The sequence below is a fragment of the Brenneria populi genome (assembly GCF_036016195.1).
Taxonomy (GTDB): Bacteria; Pseudomonadota; Gammaproteobacteria; order Enterobacterales; family Enterobacteriaceae; genus Brenneria; species Brenneria populi.
Genome location: NZ_JAYWTM010000022.1, coordinates 122,292 through 138,990, shown reverse-complemented (window position 1 = coordinate 138,990; position 16,699 = coordinate 122,292). Strand labels below are relative to the sequence as shown.

General features: G+C 57.9%; 11 protein-coding genes. 5 read left to right on the top strand and 6 right to left on the bottom strand.

The annotated features are described in order from the left end of the window. Positions 1 to 47 precede the first annotated feature (47 nt). A complete protein-coding gene (gene rlmD / locus VSX58_RS17930) occupies positions 48 to 1,385 on the bottom strand; it encodes a 23S rRNA (uracil(1939)-C(5))-methyltransferase RlmD (RefSeq protein WP_327619281.1) in 1,338 nt (445 codons plus the stop codon). Positions 1,386 to 1,631: 246 nt separating this feature from the next. Here rlmD and barA point away from each other — a divergent pair, with 246 nt between their 5' ends. From barA to VSX58_RS17910, 4 genes are all read left to right on the top strand, one after another. Continuing rightward, the gene (gene barA / locus VSX58_RS17925) at positions 1,632 to 4,385 is read left to right on the top strand and encodes a two-component sensor histidine kinase BarA (protein WP_327619280.1); all 2,754 of its coding nucleotides are present in this window, start codon (positions 1,632 to 1,634) and stop codon (positions 4,383 to 4,385) included. Positions 4,386 to 5,035: 650 nt separating this feature from the next. Further along, complete coding sequence (locus VSX58_RS17920) at positions 5,036 to 6,571, top strand: methyl-accepting chemotaxis protein (protein ID WP_327619279.1); 1,536 nt, start codon at positions 5,036 to 5,038, stop codon at positions 6,569 to 6,571. A gap of 87 nt (positions 6,572 to 6,658) precedes the next feature. Continuing rightward, on the top strand, positions 6,659 to 7,015 hold the full coding sequence (locus tag VSX58_RS17915; protein WP_327619278.1) for a FlxA-like family protein: 357 nt from the start codon (positions 6,659 to 6,661) through the stop codon (positions 7,013 to 7,015). Positions 7,016 to 7,208: 193 nt separating this feature from the next. After that, positions 7,209 to 7,559 carry a FlxA-like family protein gene (locus VSX58_RS17910; protein WP_327619277.1) on the top strand — a complete coding sequence of 117 codons (351 nt, stop codon included), beginning with the start codon at positions 7,209 to 7,211 and terminating at the stop codon, positions 7,557 to 7,559. 33 nt (positions 7,560 to 7,592) lie between these two features. Here the strand turns inward: VSX58_RS17910 and VSX58_RS17905 are convergent, their stop codons facing one another. The 5 genes from VSX58_RS17905 to VSX58_RS17885 all read right to left on the bottom strand — a co-directional run bounded on the left by VSX58_RS17905 (position 7,593) and on the right by VSX58_RS17885 (position 15,763). Further along, positions 7,593 to 7,817, bottom strand: a complete 225-nt coding sequence (locus VSX58_RS17905; protein ID WP_327619276.1) for a DUF3820 family protein — start codon at positions 7,815 to 7,817, stop codon at positions 7,593 to 7,595. A gap of 3 nt (positions 7,818 to 7,820) precedes the next feature. Next, the gene (gene ligA, locus VSX58_RS17900) at positions 7,821 to 9,875 is read right to left on the bottom strand and encodes an NAD-dependent DNA ligase LigA (RefSeq protein WP_327619275.1); all 2,055 of its coding nucleotides are present in this window, start codon (positions 9,873 to 9,875) and stop codon (positions 7,821 to 7,823) included. 15 nt (positions 9,876 to 9,890) lie between these two features. Then, a complete protein-coding gene (hldE, locus tag VSX58_RS17895) occupies positions 9,891 to 11,324 on the bottom strand; it encodes a bifunctional D-glycero-beta-D-manno-heptose-7-phosphate kinase/D-glycero-beta-D-manno-heptose 1-phosphate adenylyltransferase HldE (protein WP_327619274.1) in 1,434 nt (477 codons plus the stop codon). Positions 11,325 to 11,427: 103 nt separating this feature from the next. Then, positions 11,428 to 14,277, bottom strand: a complete 2,850-nt coding sequence (gene glnE, locus VSX58_RS17890; protein WP_327619273.1) for a bifunctional [glutamate--ammonia ligase]-adenylyl-L-tyrosine phosphorylase/[glutamate--ammonia-ligase] adenylyltransferase — start codon at positions 14,275 to 14,277, stop codon at positions 11,428 to 11,430. A gap of 145 nt (positions 14,278 to 14,422) precedes the next feature. After that, positions 14,423 to 15,763: a CYTH domain-containing protein gene (locus VSX58_RS17885; RefSeq protein WP_327619272.1), complete on the bottom strand. Its 1,341-nt coding sequence runs from the start codon at positions 15,761 to 15,763 to the stop codon at positions 14,423 to 14,425. Positions 15,764 to 16,031: 268 nt separating this feature from the next. On the opposite strand from VSX58_RS17885, the gene VSX58_RS17880 reads away from it, so the two are divergent. Continuing rightward, on the top strand, positions 16,032 to 16,652 hold the full coding sequence (locus VSX58_RS17880; protein ID WP_327619271.1) for a TIGR04211 family SH3 domain-containing protein: 621 nt from the start codon (positions 16,032 to 16,034) through the stop codon (positions 16,650 to 16,652). The last annotated feature ends 47 nt before the right edge of the window (positions 16,653 to 16,699 follow it).

Here is a 16,699-nt window from a genome sequence, read left to right as displayed (position 1 = left end):
CTCCCTACTCATCCCCGTCATCTTCCAAGCCGCCGGCGCGTCGAAACCTACTGGGTATCCGCCTCGCCGGAATCGCGTAAAAACAGGGCCATCGATTCAAGGTGCCCGGTATGCGGAAACATATCCAACATAGTCACATTCGCCAGCCGGTAACCGGCTTCGAGCAATATTTTACTGTCGCGCGCCAGCGTCGTCGGGTTACAGGAAACGTACACCACGCGCCGGGGAGACAGCCTGACGATTTGCGCCATAACGCCCGCGGCGCCGGCACGCGCCGGATCGAGCAATATCTTATCAAAACCCTGGGCGGCCCAGGGCTGCCGCGTGACGTCATCTTCAAGATTTTGGTGAAAAAATGTGACGTTCTCAAGGGCGTTGTGCCGGGCGTTCTCGCGCCCTTTTTCCACTAACGCCGCCACGCCCTCGACGCCGACAACGCCGGCCGCCCGCTGCGCCAAAGGGAGGGTGAAATTGCCCATCCCGCAGAACAGATCCAGTATCCGGTCCTCCGGCTGAACGTCCAGCCAGGCCAACGCCTGGCCGACCATTTGCTGATTGACCGCATCATTGACCTGAATAAAGTCCCGCGGACTGAATGCCAGCGTTAACCCCGCAATGCGGTATACCGGCTCGACGCCGTGCAGACGGCTCAGGGACTGCGCATCCTCGGCCTGATAGACCGAAACCGCATGCCGCTGCGCGAAGTCGCATAGCGCCCGGCGATCGGCGGCGCTCAACGGATCGAGGTGGCGCAATACCAGTAACGGGCCGTTATCCGCCAGCACCAGCTCTACGTGCCCCAACCGCCTTACCGCCTGCAGGCTTCCCAGGCAATCGCGCAGCGGCGCCAATAGCGCTTCCAGCTCGGGCCGCAGTATCGGGCAGGCCCGGATATCGACCAAATCGTGCGATCCGGCCTGGCGATACCCCATCAGCAGGCGCTGCCGCTTCGCCTGATAGTATAACGCAAGCCGCGCCCGTCGCCGATATGCGTAAGCCGGGCCGCAGATAGGATCGCCGGCGGGCGCGCTCACGCCCGTTTCCCGCGCCATCAGATGCAATAGCGCCGACGATTTGCTGCGCTGCTGTAGCGCGATATCGGCGTGCTGCTGCTGGCACCCGCCGCAGACGTTAAAGTGCGGACACCGCGGCGCTACGCGCTGCGGACTGCGCGTCAATAGATGCTTAAGTTTGGCGTGCGCAAACTGACGCTTTTCGTCCGTCAGTTGCACTTCCGCCTGTTCCCCCGGCAACGCGCCGGCGACAAAAATCGTTTTACCCTGATGACGGGCCACCCCTTGACCAAACGGGTCCAGCGAGTCTACCGCTACGGTTATGATTTGCCGGGTCGTCACGCGCCGGTTTGGAGAGTAGAATTGCGCCATAATTTACAATCGGTTTATACCTTTATACTTCAAGCTGCAGACGCGCGGGCTTTGCTACCCGGCCCCTCGGAGCCCGCCCGTCAAGGGCCGACGCCGCGCGTTGTGCAAAACGATAACGTTTTGTCCGGCAACCCGAATTATTTTAGGTATATAAACGCCCTAATTTTTAAGCTGTAATGTTGATTGATACCCAATGATTGCTGTCAAGATAGCGGGTAAGGCTGAATTCTCCCACATTGGAGCCACATGACCAAATACAGTCTGCGTGCGCGTATGTTAATACTGGTTCTGGCGCCGACATTATTGATCGGGCTGCTGCTCAGCGTGTTTTTCGGCATAAACCGCTATAACCAACTGCAGTCGCAGCTGGCCGATACCGGAGCCAGTATTATTGAGCCGCTGGCGGTCGCCAGCGCTTATGCTATCGCCAGAAACCAGTTGGATACGCTTCAGCCGCTGATCAATACCCTGCACCGCCGCCATTCCGATGTCATCAGAGCCATCAGCATCTTCGACGCCCAGGATCGGCTGATCGTCACCACCAACATTCGTCATAAAACGTTGCCTGAACGCCTGAGCGCGGAGCCGCCCACTAACGGCGGCCTGCGCCTCTACCGCACCGACAGCCTGCTGATCCTGCATATGCCCATCATGGGGGATAGCGAATTCACCCATAACGTCAGCCCGGCCCTGCCTGACGTTACGCGGCCTATCGCCTACCTGGCCGTCGAGCTGGATATCAACGCCCTCAAGCTCCAGCAATACCAGGAAATTCTTATCGTCGGCCTGCTGCTGCTGCTCTGTATGGGCATTGCCGTACTGTTTGCCTATCGTCTGATGCGGGACGTCACCGCGCCCATCCGCAACATGGTCGAAACGGTGGATAGAATCCGCCGCGGGCAGTTGGACAGCCGGGTTGAAGGCCATATGCTGGGCGAGCTGAATATGCTGAAAAACGGCATCAACTCAATGGCGATGTCGTTAACCGCCTATCATGAAGAGATGCAGCAGAATATCGATCAGGCCACCTACGATCTGCGGGAAACCCTGGAACAAATGGAGATCCAGAACGTCGAGCTGGATCTGGCGAAAAAACGGGCGCAGGAAGCGGCGCGCATCAAGTCCGAGTTTTTGGCGAATATGTCGCACGAATTAAGAACGCCGCTCAACGGCGTCATCGGCTTTACCCGCCAGACGCTGAAAACCTCGCTGAATCCGACGCAGACCGACTACCTGCTGACCATCGAACGCTCCGCCAATAATCTGCTCAACATCATTAACGACGTACTGGACTTCTCCAAGCTGGAAGCCGGCAAACTGGTGCTGGAAAATATTCCCTTCTCCTTGCATAACACGCTGGACGAAGTGGTGATGCTGCTGGCCCATACCGCGCATGAAAAGGGGCTGGAGCTCACGCTCGATATTCAAAATGACGTGCCGGAACAGTACGTCGGCGATCCGATGCGGCTGCAGCAAATCATCACCAACCTGTTGGGGAACGCCATTAAGTTCACCGAACAGGGCAACATCGACATCCGGGTGGAGAAACGCCGGCAGGAGCATCGCCAGGTTCAGTTGGAAGTTCAAATCCGCGATACCGGCATCGGCATTGCGGAACGGCAGCAGTCGCAGATGTTTCAGGCTTTCCGCCAGGCGGACACCAGTATTTCACGCCGCCACGGGGGAACCGGGCTTGGCCTGGTGATCACCCAGCGGCTGATCAAAGAGATGGGCGGCACGATCAGCTTTCACAGCCAGTTGAATAAAGGCTCCACCTTCTGGTTCCATATCAACCTGCCGTTGAACCCCCACGCCGCGCCGACGCACAACAAATATCCTATGCTGCAGGGCAAAAGCCTGGCGTATATCGAATCCAATCCGGCGGCGGCGCAGGCTACGCTGGATATTCTCAGCCAAACGCCGTTGACGGTCAGCTACAGCGCCACCCTGGAACAGCTTCCCGATGCGCCTTTTGATATTCTGCTGCTGGGCATTCCGGTTCACTACCGCAACAAACTGCTCGATTATACGCCCAAGCTGCGGGACGTTTGCCGGCGCGCGCCCTGCGTGATATTGGCGCTGCCCAGCCTGGCGCAAATGGACGCCGAGCAGCTGAAGCTGTTTGGCGTTCACGCCTGTTTGAGCAAACCGATCTCCGCGCCCCGGCTGCTGCCGCTGCTGCAAGACACCCCGTTATCCCAGCCGCCTTTCCCGCCGCAAAATGTCAAGACGGCGCAGCCGCCGTTGCCGTCCGCCGAACGCCTGCCGCTCAGCGTCATGGCGGTGGATGATAATCCGGCCAATCTGAAATTGATCGGCACGCTGCTGGAAGAGCTGGTGGAGAATATCATTCTGTGTGAAAACGGCGCGGAGGCCATCCACCAGGCCCGGGAGCGGGAGATCAATATTATTCTGATGGATATCCAGATGCCGGGCATGGACGGTATCCGCGCCAGCGAGTTAATCCGCCAGCTTCCCAATCACGCCCAAACGCCGATTATCGCCGTGACCGCCCATACCATGAGCGACGAGCGCGACCGTTTGCTCCAGGCGGGGATGGATGATTACCTGGCGAAACCGATTGACGAACAGATGCTGAAAAAGGCGCTGTCCCGCTATTCCCATAGCCAAGCGCCGGCCGATGAAGCGCAGGAGGGCCGACGCTCTCTGGACTGGGAGCTGGCGCAACGGCAGGCGGCCAATAAACCGGAGCTGGCGCGCGAACTGCTACAGATGCTGCTGGACTTTCTGCCGGAGGTGAGCCGGCAGGTTGAGAACATGATGAATGGCCAACCCAGCGATCGGATCCTCGATCTGATCCACAAATTACACGGCAGTTGCAGCTACAGCGGCGTTCCGCGCTTGAAGCAAATCTGCTGCTACCTGGAGCAGCAGCTGCGCAAAGGCATCGATGCCGGCGATCTGGAGCCGGAATGGCTGGAATTGCTGGATGAGATCGGGAATGTCAGTAAAGCGGCGGCGCAGCACTTATCGCACTAAATAACATGGCGCAACGCAAAATCAATCCGGCGAGCGCTATTTTTATTTTTGATTGGAGATCAATTTAGCCGATATATTCTCAGTTATATCCCCTAAATAATTCGAGTTGCAGGACAAAAACGCCAAAGCGTTTTTGCACGGCGCTTGCGGCGGCCCCACGGATGGAGCGAGTAACAGGGCCAACGCACAGGCAACTTGAAGTATGACGGGTATACCAGAGAGTAATCCGCATAACACCTTATAATCAGCAACATTCAGGATAGGTTTTATATAACAAATAAGGAAAACCTTTTTTTAACTGCGATCGACCCGGTCTATTATTGTTTTTTTTAATAATTAAAGAACTCGTTGACATCAGGATCGCCGTCATCATAAATTTACAATACTTGACATGATGATGAATATATTCAGACACTCGCCTTAAAAAGAAGTCTGCCGCCGAACGTCGGATGTCATAAAAAATTAACATAACGTTTATTATAATCGACGGCGTATATTCCTACCAATTTTCACAATAGACCAACAAAATGGCAACAATAATAGCGGGAATATAGGCTTACTTAATAAATATTGATTAATTTACACAGCAATTACCCTAATATCGGCTGCAACCGCAAATCGATACGGGTATTAACACGCCGGGGTTTTCGATGAGATTAAATACGCCTGTTACGCAGCAGGAGTATCTGTTGGACATGGATACCATCTTAATGTCGACAACAGATACGAATAGCCATATTACCTACGCTAATTCCGCGTTTATCAACGTCAGCGGTTTTTCCGAATCAGAATTGCTCAGTCAGCCGCACAATATTGTGCGCCACCCGGATATGCCGGTCGAAGCATTTGCAGACATGTGGTTTACCTTAAAACAGGGAGACAGCTGGACCGGGCTGGTAAAAAACCGTCGTAATAACGGCGATTATTATTGGGTGCGAGCGAACGTCACGCCGGTTTATCATCAAAATAAACTTACAGGTTATATCTCGGTACGCAATACGCCAAGCGCGGATGAAATCAGACTGGCGGAGCCTTTATATGCCGCGATGAAGAAAAATCAGGCCGGGAAACGTAAATTATATAAAGGCTTGGTGATTCGAACCGGAATATTCTCCCCGCTTTCGCTGTTGCAAAAGCTGTCCGTTCGCTGGCGCTTACGGCTGGCGGTGCTGTTCGCCGGCGGCGCTCCGGCGTTACTGGCGCTCGGCGGCATGAATGCGCTTTGGCTGACGGCGCTGACGCTGCCGTTAATTCTGCTGCTGGATGCTCTTTTGCAGCGGCAAATCGCCCGGCCGCTGAAAATGATTCTGCAACAGGCCCAGGATGTGGTTTCCGGGCGCAAGGGAAAAGCCATGCGCCTGAACCGGGTTGATGAAATCGGCCTGCTGCTGCGGGTCGTCAACCAATTCGGACTCAATCTGCACTCCCTGGTCGATGATGTCGGCACGCAGGTAAAAGGCATGACCGAGGTCAGCCGCAGGCTGGCGGAAAACAATATCGCGCTGAATAGCCGCACGGAGGAGACATCCGCCAACCTGCAGCAAACGGCGGCGGCCATAGAACAAATCACCGCCGCGGTTCAGCAGAGTTCCGAAACGGCCGCGCAAGCGACGCAGATGGCGGAAACCGCCAGCCAGACGGCCGTCGCCGGCGGGGAGATAATGAAAGAGACCAGCGGCATGATGGATTCCATTTCCCATGCCAGCAATAAAATCGTCGATATCATCAGCGTGATCGACAGCATCGCCTTTCAGACCAATATACTGGCCCTGAACGCCGCCGTTGAAGCGGCGCGGGCCGGGGTGCAAGGCAAGGGGTTCGCCGTGGTGGCGGCGGAAGTCCGAAATTTGGCCCAACACTCGGCATCGGCGGCGAAAGAGATCAAAACGCTGATCGACGACAACGTCAAAAGCGTTAAGTCGGGCGGAGAGATGGTGGAGAATGCCGGCAAACATATCAGCGATATGGTGAATGAGGTGCTGCAAGTCTCGACGATGATCAAAGAGATCAGCCATGCTTCCCACGAGCAAACGTCGGCGCTGGGACTAATTAATACGTCGATAGCCCATATCGAGGAGATGACGCAGCGCAATACGGATATGGTGACGCAATCGACGGAAACCGCGGAAGAGTTAAATAACCAGGCGAAACGCTTAAACAGCGCCATCCATGTTTATGGACGTTGATTAATGTTTCAAAACATTAAAGCCGGGCGAAATTTAACCGATAGTAGTAAGGTTGCCGTCAGGAATTTTTACGTTGAGGATAAAACAATGTCTACATCTTCCATTGCTTTGGTTTTAGTCTCTTCTATCGCGCCGATCACATCCAACACCGCCAGCGACGCCGATCAGCAGGTCACCCAGCTTAATCAGCGCATCAGCCATCTTAACGACAAGCTGTCGCAGCTCAGCGCTCCCGCCGCGGGGGGGGACGACAGCCCGAGCGAGACGCAGATTCAGGAGCAAAAGCAGATTATTCAGGCGCAGCTGGTCGCTCTCCAGTCTCAGGTAGCGATTTTACAGCAAGGAGAGCCGGTCCCTCCGGCGGCGACCGCTGAAAACGCGTCGGAAAGCGTGAATGCGCCCGATGCGGCGTCGGGGAATAATCGGCTCGATCTTTACATCTAATAACGTTATCTCTCTATGGCTAGCGATGCTCGGCCGATGGTAAAAATAGCGCGGCGACATGCGGCAAACATATCTTGTTACGCCTATTACTCAAGATTAACGGCGGCCTTGCGACTTGATAACTCGGCTATCCTCAATAAAAAAGCGTCGTTGCCGATAATCGATTCACACATGCGCGTTATCAGGAGGATCAATGTCCAGCATAAGTGCAGTTTCATCAGCAGCGTCATCTTCAGGCAGCGATTCGCAAAGCTATGCCCAGAAGATTAATCAACTCACTCAAAAGCTTGAAAAATTAACGGAACAGCTTAAAAACGTCTCGTCATCCGGAGACGAAACGTCGGAAGCGCAAAGCGAGATGTTGCAGGCCCAGATCCAGGTGATCGAGGCGCAAATCGCCCAGCTTCAGGCGCAGCAGGCGCAGGAAAGCGCCCAGGTGCAGCAGTCGGTTGAAGAAGCAGATTCGGATAAGAACAGTCTTTCCGCCCAGGCAGACGGCGTTAACCGCCCGACGGACGACAATCAGATCAACGTTTATGCCTAACGATCCGTAGCCGTAGCGCGCAAGGCATAACGCTTATGCCTTGCCGCTCTTTTTCAACGGCTTAATCAGCCCTTGCAGGCCTTCTATCTTGATTGTCAGCGTGATTTGCATCAGCTCGCCCAGGCGCCCCGGCGGAAACTCGCCTTTACGGGCGAACCACAGCAGATACTCTTCCGGGAGGTCGATAAGCGCGCGTCCCTGATATTTGCCAAACGGCATGCGCATATTGGCAATCTCGATCAGGTCCTCTTTTTCCACGGATTACTCTCCCAGCAAACGGATCATTTCGGCCTCGTCGATCACCGGAATCCCCAGCGCCTGCGCTTTGGCCAGCTTGGAACCCGCCGCTTCGCCGGCAATCACCATATCCGTTTTCTTCGATACGCTGCCGCTAACCTTCGCCCCCAGCGCCGTTAGCCGATCTTTGGCCTCATCCCGGGATAAGAGACTCAACGACCCCGTCAGCACCAGCGTCTTGCCGGCAAACGGACTATCGATCTCGTCAACCCGGATCGCCGCCGGCGCCGGCCAATGGATATTGATGCCCTCAGGATCGGTTAACTCACGGATCACCTTCTGGTTGTGCTCTTCCTCAAGGAAATGACGCACATGGGTCGCCACCACCGTTCCTACGTCGGAAACGTCCAGCAACGCCTCCTCGCCGGCGGCGAAAAGCGCCTCAAGCGAACCGAAATGCGCCGCAAGATTGGCCGCCGTCGCCTCGCCGACGTCGCGGATCCCCAGAGCATACAGGAAGCGCGCCAGCGTGGTGGTTTTCGCTTTTTCCAGCGCGTTGACCAGGTTTTGCGCCGACTTCGGCCCCATGCGATCGAGACCGGTTAACATCCCGGCGCTCAACCGGAAAAGATCGGCCGGCGTTTTGACGTACTCTTTCTCCACCAGTTGATCGATAATCTTATCCCCCATTCCCTCGACATCCAGCGCGCGGCGGGAGACAAAATGCTTCAGGGATTCTTTGCGCTGCGCCCCGCAGATCAGTCCGCCGGTACAGCGGGTGACGGCTTCGCCTTCGATGCGCTCCACATCGGAACCGCACACCGGACACGCCGTGGGGAACAGGATCGGCAGAGTATTTTCCGCACGCTCCGCCTCCACCACGCCGACAATCTGCGGAATAACGTCTCCGGCCCGGCGCACAATCACCCGATCGCCGATGCGTATCCCGAGGCGCTCGATTTCGTCAGCGTTATGCAAGGTCGCATTGCTGACCATCACCCCGGCCACCGCCACCGGCTCCAGGCGCGCCACCGGCGTAATCGCTCCGGTACGGCCGACCTGGAATTCAACGTCGCGCACCCAGGTCAGCTGTTCCTGAGCCGGAAATTTAAACGCCACCGCCCAGCGCGGCGCCCGGGCGACAAACCCCAAACGCTCCTGTAGCGCCAGCGAGTCGACCTTGATGACCACGCCGTCGATATCAAAATCCAACGAACCGCGCTGTTGCTCGACGCGGCGGTAAAAATCCAGCACTTCTCGGCTGCCGGTGCAGAGCTGGATACGGTCGCTGACGGGTAACCCCCAGTCTCTGAATTGCATCAAACGCTGCCAATGACTGCCGGGCAGTTCGCCCCCGTCCAGCAGCCCCCAGCCATAGCAAAAAAAGGTCAGCGGACGTTTCGCCGTGATGCGCGGATCGAGCTGGCGCAACGAACCCGCCGCCGCATTGCGCGGATTCGCGAAGACCTTGCCGCCGACGCGGCGCGCTTCTTCATTCAGCTTTTCGAAACCGCTGTGCTTCATAAACACTTCGCCGCGCACTTCCAGACGGCGCGGAATATTCTCCCCGCGCAAACGCAGCGGGATCGCGCCGATGGTACGAATATTAGCGGTGATGTTCTCGCCGGTGCTACCGTCGCCGCGCGTGGCCGCGCGCGCCAGCACGCCATCTTCGTACAGCAGGCTGACCGCCAGGCCGTCCAGCTTCAGCTCGCAGCAAAACGTCAGGTCTTCGGCGTTTTTCAACCGATCGCCGATACGTTTACTGAACGCCAGATAGCTCTCTTCATCGAATACGTTGTCCAGCGACAGCATCGGCACTTCATGATGCACCTGTTCGAACGCCGCCAGCGGCGCGGCCCCCACGCGCTGGGTCGGCGAGTCGCCGGTCACCAACTGGGGATAGGCCTCTTCCAGACTTTTCAGCTCGCGCATCAGCCGGTCATATTCGGCATCGGGAATTTCCGGCGCATCCTCCACGTGATACTTATATTCATGGTGGCGCAACAGCGTGCGCAGTTCTGCTATCCGCGAGTTAGCCTCGCGTACTTCGGCTAACGCTAAATTCAATGGATTCATACCTGTTTCAGTCAGTTACTCAGACTTACCGGCTTTAATGGCATTAATAATATTGGTGGTGGAGCAGCCGTCTTCAAAATTCAGCACCTTGACTTCGCCGCCGTTGGCCCACACTTCTTCGCTGCCTGCGATTTCATGCGGCTGATAATCGCCGCCCTTCACCAGAATGTCCGGCAACACTTCGGCAATCAGGCGCTGCGGGGTATCTTCCTCAAACGCCACCACCCAGTCGACGGACTCCAGCGCCCCCAATACGATCATCCGCTGCGCCAGTGGATTCACCGGCCGGGTCGGCCCTTTTAGGCGGCGGGTCGAGGCGTCGCTGTTGACGGCGACAATCAGCCGGTCTCCCAGCTTACGGGCATTGGCAAGATAGGAGACGTGCCCCGCATGCAGGATATCGAAACAGCCGTTCGTCATGACGATCTTCTCGCCGCGCTGGCGCGCGCGCGCTACGGCCTCTTTCAACTGCGGCTCGCTCATCACGCCGAATCCGCTTTCCGAGCGGCCGCGAATGGCGTTTTCCAGTTCGATCGGCGTGACCGTCGACGTCCCCAGCTTGCCGACCACCACGCCGGCGGCGGCGTTCGCCAGGAAGCAGGCCTCTTCCAGCGGATTGCCGGCGGCCAGCGCCGCGGCCAACACGCCGATGACCGTATCGCCGGCCCCGGTTACGTCATACACTTCCTGCGCCTGGGTCGGCAGGTGCAGCGGCGTTTTGCCCGGCTGCAATAGCGTCATGCCCTGCTCGGAGCGGGTGATCAACAGCGCCGACAGCTGGTAATCGGCCACCAGCTGCATGCCGCGCGCCACCAGCTCTTCTTCATTTTTACAGCGCCCGGCCACCGCCTCGAACTCGGACAGGTTGGGTGTCAACAGCGTCGCGCCGCGGTAGCGGGAAAAGTCGGTTCCTTTCGGATCGATCAGCACAGGTACGCCCGCCGCTTTCGCCGTCCGGATCATCTCCTGCACATGCGTGAGCGCCCCTTTGGCGTAATCAGACAACACCAGCGCGCCGATATTGGGCAGCGCCTGCTGGATGCGCTCAATCATCGGCCGCGGATCGACGCCGTCGAAACCCTCTTCAAAATCCAGCCGGATCAACTGCTGATTACGCGACAACACGCGCAGTTTGGTAATAGTCGGGTGCGTGGGCACCGAAACGAAATCGCACTTCACGTTGACTTCGTTCAGTTTGGCGCTCAGCGCCCGCGCGGCGTCATCGATCCCCGTTAAGCCGACCAATCGTGAAAGCGCGCCCAGGGATGCGATATTCATCGCCACGTTGGCGGCCCCGCCCGGGCGCTCTTCTATGGTATCCACCTTCACCACCGGCACCGGCGCCTCTGGTGAAATACGGCTGGTGGGCCCGTACCAGTAACGGTCCAGCATCACGTCTCCAACCACTAATACGCCCGCACGGCGGAAATCAGGCAGCGTAACTTTCATCCCCTACTCCAAGCTCATTTCGCATAATGCGCGTCATAATATCACAGGACTGATTATTACCATTAAAAAGCGCACGCCGGCTAAGCGGAATGCGCGGCGTCTCTCAGCCCAGCCATTTATTCCAGCTTTCCACAACCTGTCGCCGCTCGGCCATAAACTTATCCTGCTCCACCCGACCGGCGATCTCCTGCAGCGCCAGATGGTGCAGCGCATTGCGCAGGGTAACGTAGGCCTGCTTCAGCGCGTCGGCCTCGCGCGCCTCCATCACCCCATACTGCGCCATCATCTCAAGGATGCGCACATTGTCCGACCAGCGCGTCAGGCGCGGCTCCTGCGACGCATAGCGCAGCACCAGATACTGGACGATAAACTCAATGTCGGTGATCCCGCCGGCGTCCGTTTTCAGATCGAACAGGTTCTTGTCCTTGTTCGCCAGATGCTGGCGCATTTTCTCGCGCATTTCACGCACTTCGGCGCGCAGCTTGTCGCCATCGCGCTCGCGGCAAAGAATGTTGCGCCGAATGTTCTCAAACTGCCGCTGAATGTCGCTTTCGCCGTAAACCATCCGCGCCCGCACCAGCGCCTGGTGCTCCCAGGTCCAGGCCTCGCTATGCTGATAATCGTCAAAGGCCTGGATCGTACTGACCAGCATGCCCGCCGCGCCCGAAGGCCGCAGGCGCGCATCCACCTCGTACAGAATGCCCGATGAGGTGCGCGTGCTGAACAGATGTATCACGCGCTGGGCCAGCCGCAGATAAAACTGACGGCCATCGATGCTGCGTTCGCCGTCGGTCATAACATCGGGCGGGCAATCCAGCAGGAACACCAGATCCAGATCGGAGCCGTAACCCAGCTCCCAGCCGCCGAGCTTGCCGTAGGCGATCGCCGCAAAACCGCGCCCTTCGCGCTGGCTCAGATGGGAGGGCTGACCGTAACGGGCCACCATCAGCGACCAGGCCTGCTGCACCACCGCGGCGATGATCGCTTCCGCCAGGTAGGTTAAGTGATCGCTCACTTTCATTACCGGCAGTACCCCGGCGATATCCCCGGCGGCAATACGCAGCAGCTGCGCCTGCCTGAACTGACGCACCGCCTCCAGCTGCTGCTCCTCATCGTCTTCCGGCACCCGCATCAGATACTGGCGCAGCTCATCGGCATAGGCTTCCGGCGCCGTCGGCTGATAGAGCGTAGCGGGATCGAGCAACTCATCCAGCAGCAGCGGGTATCGGGCCAACTGACCGGCCACCATCGGCGAGGCCTCGCACAGCCGAACGAGCTGCGCCAGCGCGGGCCGCGACTCCAGCAGCAGTTCCAGATAGGTCGTGCGGGTGACGATGCCCAGCAGCAGGGGAGTCAGACGCGCCAAAATGATGTCGGCGTCTTTCCGGGCGCACACTTCCGCCAACAGGCAGGGCATCAGTTGATCGAGCACATCGCGCCCGCGCGGACCGATGGTACGCTTCGAGACATCATGATGAAAATCGACCACCTGGCGCAGCAGTTTTTCCCGCACGCTTTCCGTGAGATGCGGAGTCAGCAAGGCCAGATCGGCATAATCCAATTTATCCCGCCACAGGCTGCAATAGCTGCCGTGTTCGGGAATATCGTTATTGTCCGGCGCGTCATCGCCGATTAACTCGTCAAATACCCGGCGGACGGAGAGCGTATGCCGCGCCAGCGCCTGTTCCAGCTCGCTCCAGCCGTCAACTTCCATGCCCCACGCCAGCCGCGACCGGTTCAGCGCATCATCCGGCAGCGTCTGGGTTTGTTCGTCGGCAATCGCCTGGAGAAGATTTTCCAGGCGGCGCAGAAAACGGTATGCCGCGCTGAGCGCCATGACCTGGGGCTGCGCCAACAGCCCCAGCTCCCCGATATGATGCAGCGTAGGCAGCAGCGCCCTTTGCTGTAGCCCCGGCTCGCGCCCGCCGCGGATAAGTTGAAAGACCTGGGTGATGAACTCGATTTCACGAATGCCGCCCGCGCCCAATTTGATATTGTTGCGCAAATCCCGCCGGCGAACTTCGCGGGCAATCATGCCCTTCATATTGCGCAGCGACTGAATAACGCTGAAATCGATATAGCGCCGAAAGACAAACGGCCGCAGCATGCTGCGCAGTTCCTGACTGTATTCGTCTTGCGCCCCGCCCAGCAGACGGGCCTTCACCATCGCATAGCGTTCCCAGTCCCTTCCCTGCTCCTGGTAATAGTCCTCCATCGCGGCAAAGCTCAGCACCAGCGGGCCGCTATCGCCAAACGGACGCAGCCGCATGTCCACTCGATAGACGAATCCGTCAACCGTGGGCTGATCCAGCGCCTTGATCAGCCGCTGCCCCAAGCGGGTAAAAAACTGCGCGTTATCCAGCTCGCGCCGTCCGCCGCGGGTTTGGCCGCTCTCCGGATAGGCGAAAATCAGGTCTATGTCGGAGGAGAAATTCAGCTCGCCGCCGCCCAATTTTCCCATGCCCAGAATCAGCAGCGGCTGGGGAACGCCCTGCGCATTGACCGGCACGCCCCAATCCCGGCAGCAGGCTTGATACAGCCAGTCGCGCGCCGCGATAATCAGCGTTTCGGCCAGTTCGCTGAGCTGCCGCAGCGTTTGTTCGGTGGTGCTGGTCCGCAACGTCTGCGACCAGGCGATCCTGACCAGCATATGACGGCGAAACAGCCGCAGCGCCGCCATCAGCGCCGTTTCGTCATCGATCGCGCTCAGCGTCCGATTCAGCCACTCGGGATAATGCCGCCACTCTTCCGGCTGCGGCGGCAGGCGGTGAATATCCTGCCGCCACTCCGGGTAACGCGCCAGCGCGTCGCTGACGAAATCGCTCATCGCCAGAACGGCGAGCTCGCTCTCCGCAGCCGAAGCCGGGTCGGCGGCGGCCTGCTGACGTAATAAAACCCGTTGGCACTGCTCCGCCAATAGCGGAGGCAAAGGCGGCAAAGAAGGTGTCGGCATGGTGATTCCCTTGAGGCGTTATCCGCCATCAATGGCGGTAAACGCGGTTAACGGTGATACCCGTCCATACTGCAAGCCGCTGGCGCATTGTGTAATACGATACGCGGCAAAACGATGGCGTTTTGTCCTGCGGCGCGAATTATTTTCAGTGTATATTCCCGGCGCTGTGTAACCAGAATGGCGGTTGAGCCAGCGCCTGTTTGCGGCAGGCTTCCAGATACGGCGACGGCGAGCGCTCGACCGACAGCGACGCAATCGACTGGATTAAGGCGCGCCAGCGCTCGATATACGCCTCAACCTGTTCGGCCGGATAGGCGCCGGACAGCAGCCGGAGGGCGCAAATATTGCGCCGCAAACGGGGCAGTTGCTGTACATATTGCGTCTCGCTCAGGGGGCCGCTGAACGTGTGTTTCAGCTCGGCGCAACTGCGTCCCAGCATGATGTCGGCAAAGCGTTTGTAAGAGCCCTGCAGCTTGATTCGCTCCTTATTATCCATATGGCTGCGCCAGCCGGCCTCCACCAGCCATGAAGTAAGCGCCAGCTTACTTTGCAGATACTCCACGCTGTAGCAGAGGGTTTCCGCCTCTCCCGGCCCCTGAACCTTTTCCTCCAGACTGGCAAGCGCGGCGCGAAACAGGGTCGTCACCTTGCGGGGAATCACGCCGCCGACCAGCACCAGCATTTCGCGCATCAGCGCGCCGGCCTGCGGCAGCGCGCCGCGGGCCTCGGCGTTGCCGCGCACCCACAACTCTTCATGATACTGCCAATGGCTCAGCGCGTATTCCAGCGCCGCGCCGATGGCGCGATCGATAGTGGCCTTGGGCTCCAGGATAAGGATGCCCGCCGGACGGCATTCGCGGGGCGGATTGCCCTGCGCCAAATGATAGCCGCGGGCCGCTTTACTGAGGCTTCCCTGACGCAAACCGCCGAACTCGGCGATCTCCGCCGCCAGCTCGAACAGATCCGCCGTCTGTCCCAGCTTCAGCTCCATCTCAAGTTCGCACAAGGGTTCGCTGAGTTCGCCTGCGCGAATCTCGCCGCGATCGAGCGCAACCTCAATCACGCTTTGGTGGTAAGTGATTACCCACATTTCACGGGTAAAGTCGGTGCTAAACAGCGGATTAAGAGCGCGCTGAAGCGCGCCGGGATCGCAGTTTTCAGGCCAGATATCCGCCGGCAGCAGGCTAAGATCCAACGCCGCTTTTTCCAACGCGATATTGTATTCAGGATGCTGATGCAGTCCGCCGATCACCCTACCGGCGGTTTTCACCGTCATTTCATAGCGTTCGTCCTCACCGCGAATGCGCAGGCCGATGCCCTGTTTACGCAGGAAGCGGTCCGCCGTCTCATAATAGGTGTTCGTCAGCCTCCGGGCATGCAGATGTTCGACGCGACTGTACTCGCTTCGCCAGTCGGACAGCTGTTTGCGCAGCGACTCGACGCCGTCGCGATGAACAATAAATTTCAGTTCGATTTCTTCACTCATAACATTTACCAGGCCGGATTCCAACTCCATGAAATTTACCTCAGTAAATAACATTTTACTTCACCTTGCCACCTTTGCGGCGGCCGACGACGCTTCACGGGCGGCGATGAGAATAAACGGCGTCCGCGCCGCGACAAAAACGTCTCGCACCGCGCGGGAGAACGGCCGGCGAACCAAGAGTGAGAAAGTTCTCATTCAGGTTTAATCATTGCCTCGTCAGACTTAAGCCTCTACTATCATCCTATGACTCACGCAACATGATGATCTTATGCAGAAATTATTCCTGATTTTTTTTACCTTAATGACCTTTACGCTAAGTTTGACCGCGCATGCCGAGGAAAAACGCTATATTTCCGATGAACTGCTGACCTATATCCACAGCGGACCGGGCAATCAATACCGCATTGTCGGCACGCTGAAGGCCGGCACGCCGGTGACGGTTCTCGCGACGAATCAGGAAGCGGGCTATGCGCAGATCCTTGATGATAAAAACCGCACCAGCTGGATCGCGCTCGATCAGCTGAGCGAAACGCCGAGTCTGAAAACCCGCGTGCCCGAACTGGAAAATCAGGTTAGCGAGCTGACGGACAAGCTGAAAAACATCGATCAAAGCTGGAACCAGCGTACGGCGGAAATGCAGCGGAAAGTTTCCGCCAGCGACGAGATTATTAACGGGTTACATAACGAAAATCAGGAATTGAAGAATCAGCTCATCGTGGCTCAGAAGAAAGTCAGCGCCGCGAACGTCCAGCTTGACGATAAACAGCGGACCATTATTCTCCAATGGTTCCTGTACGGCGGCGGCGTGGCCGGCGCCGGGCTGCTGTTGGGCCTGGTGCTGCCGCACATTATCCCGCGCCGGAAAAAGAATGACCGCTGGATGAGTTAACGCGATCCGCCGTCGGTAACGGCACGGCGCGCAAAATGGTAATATGT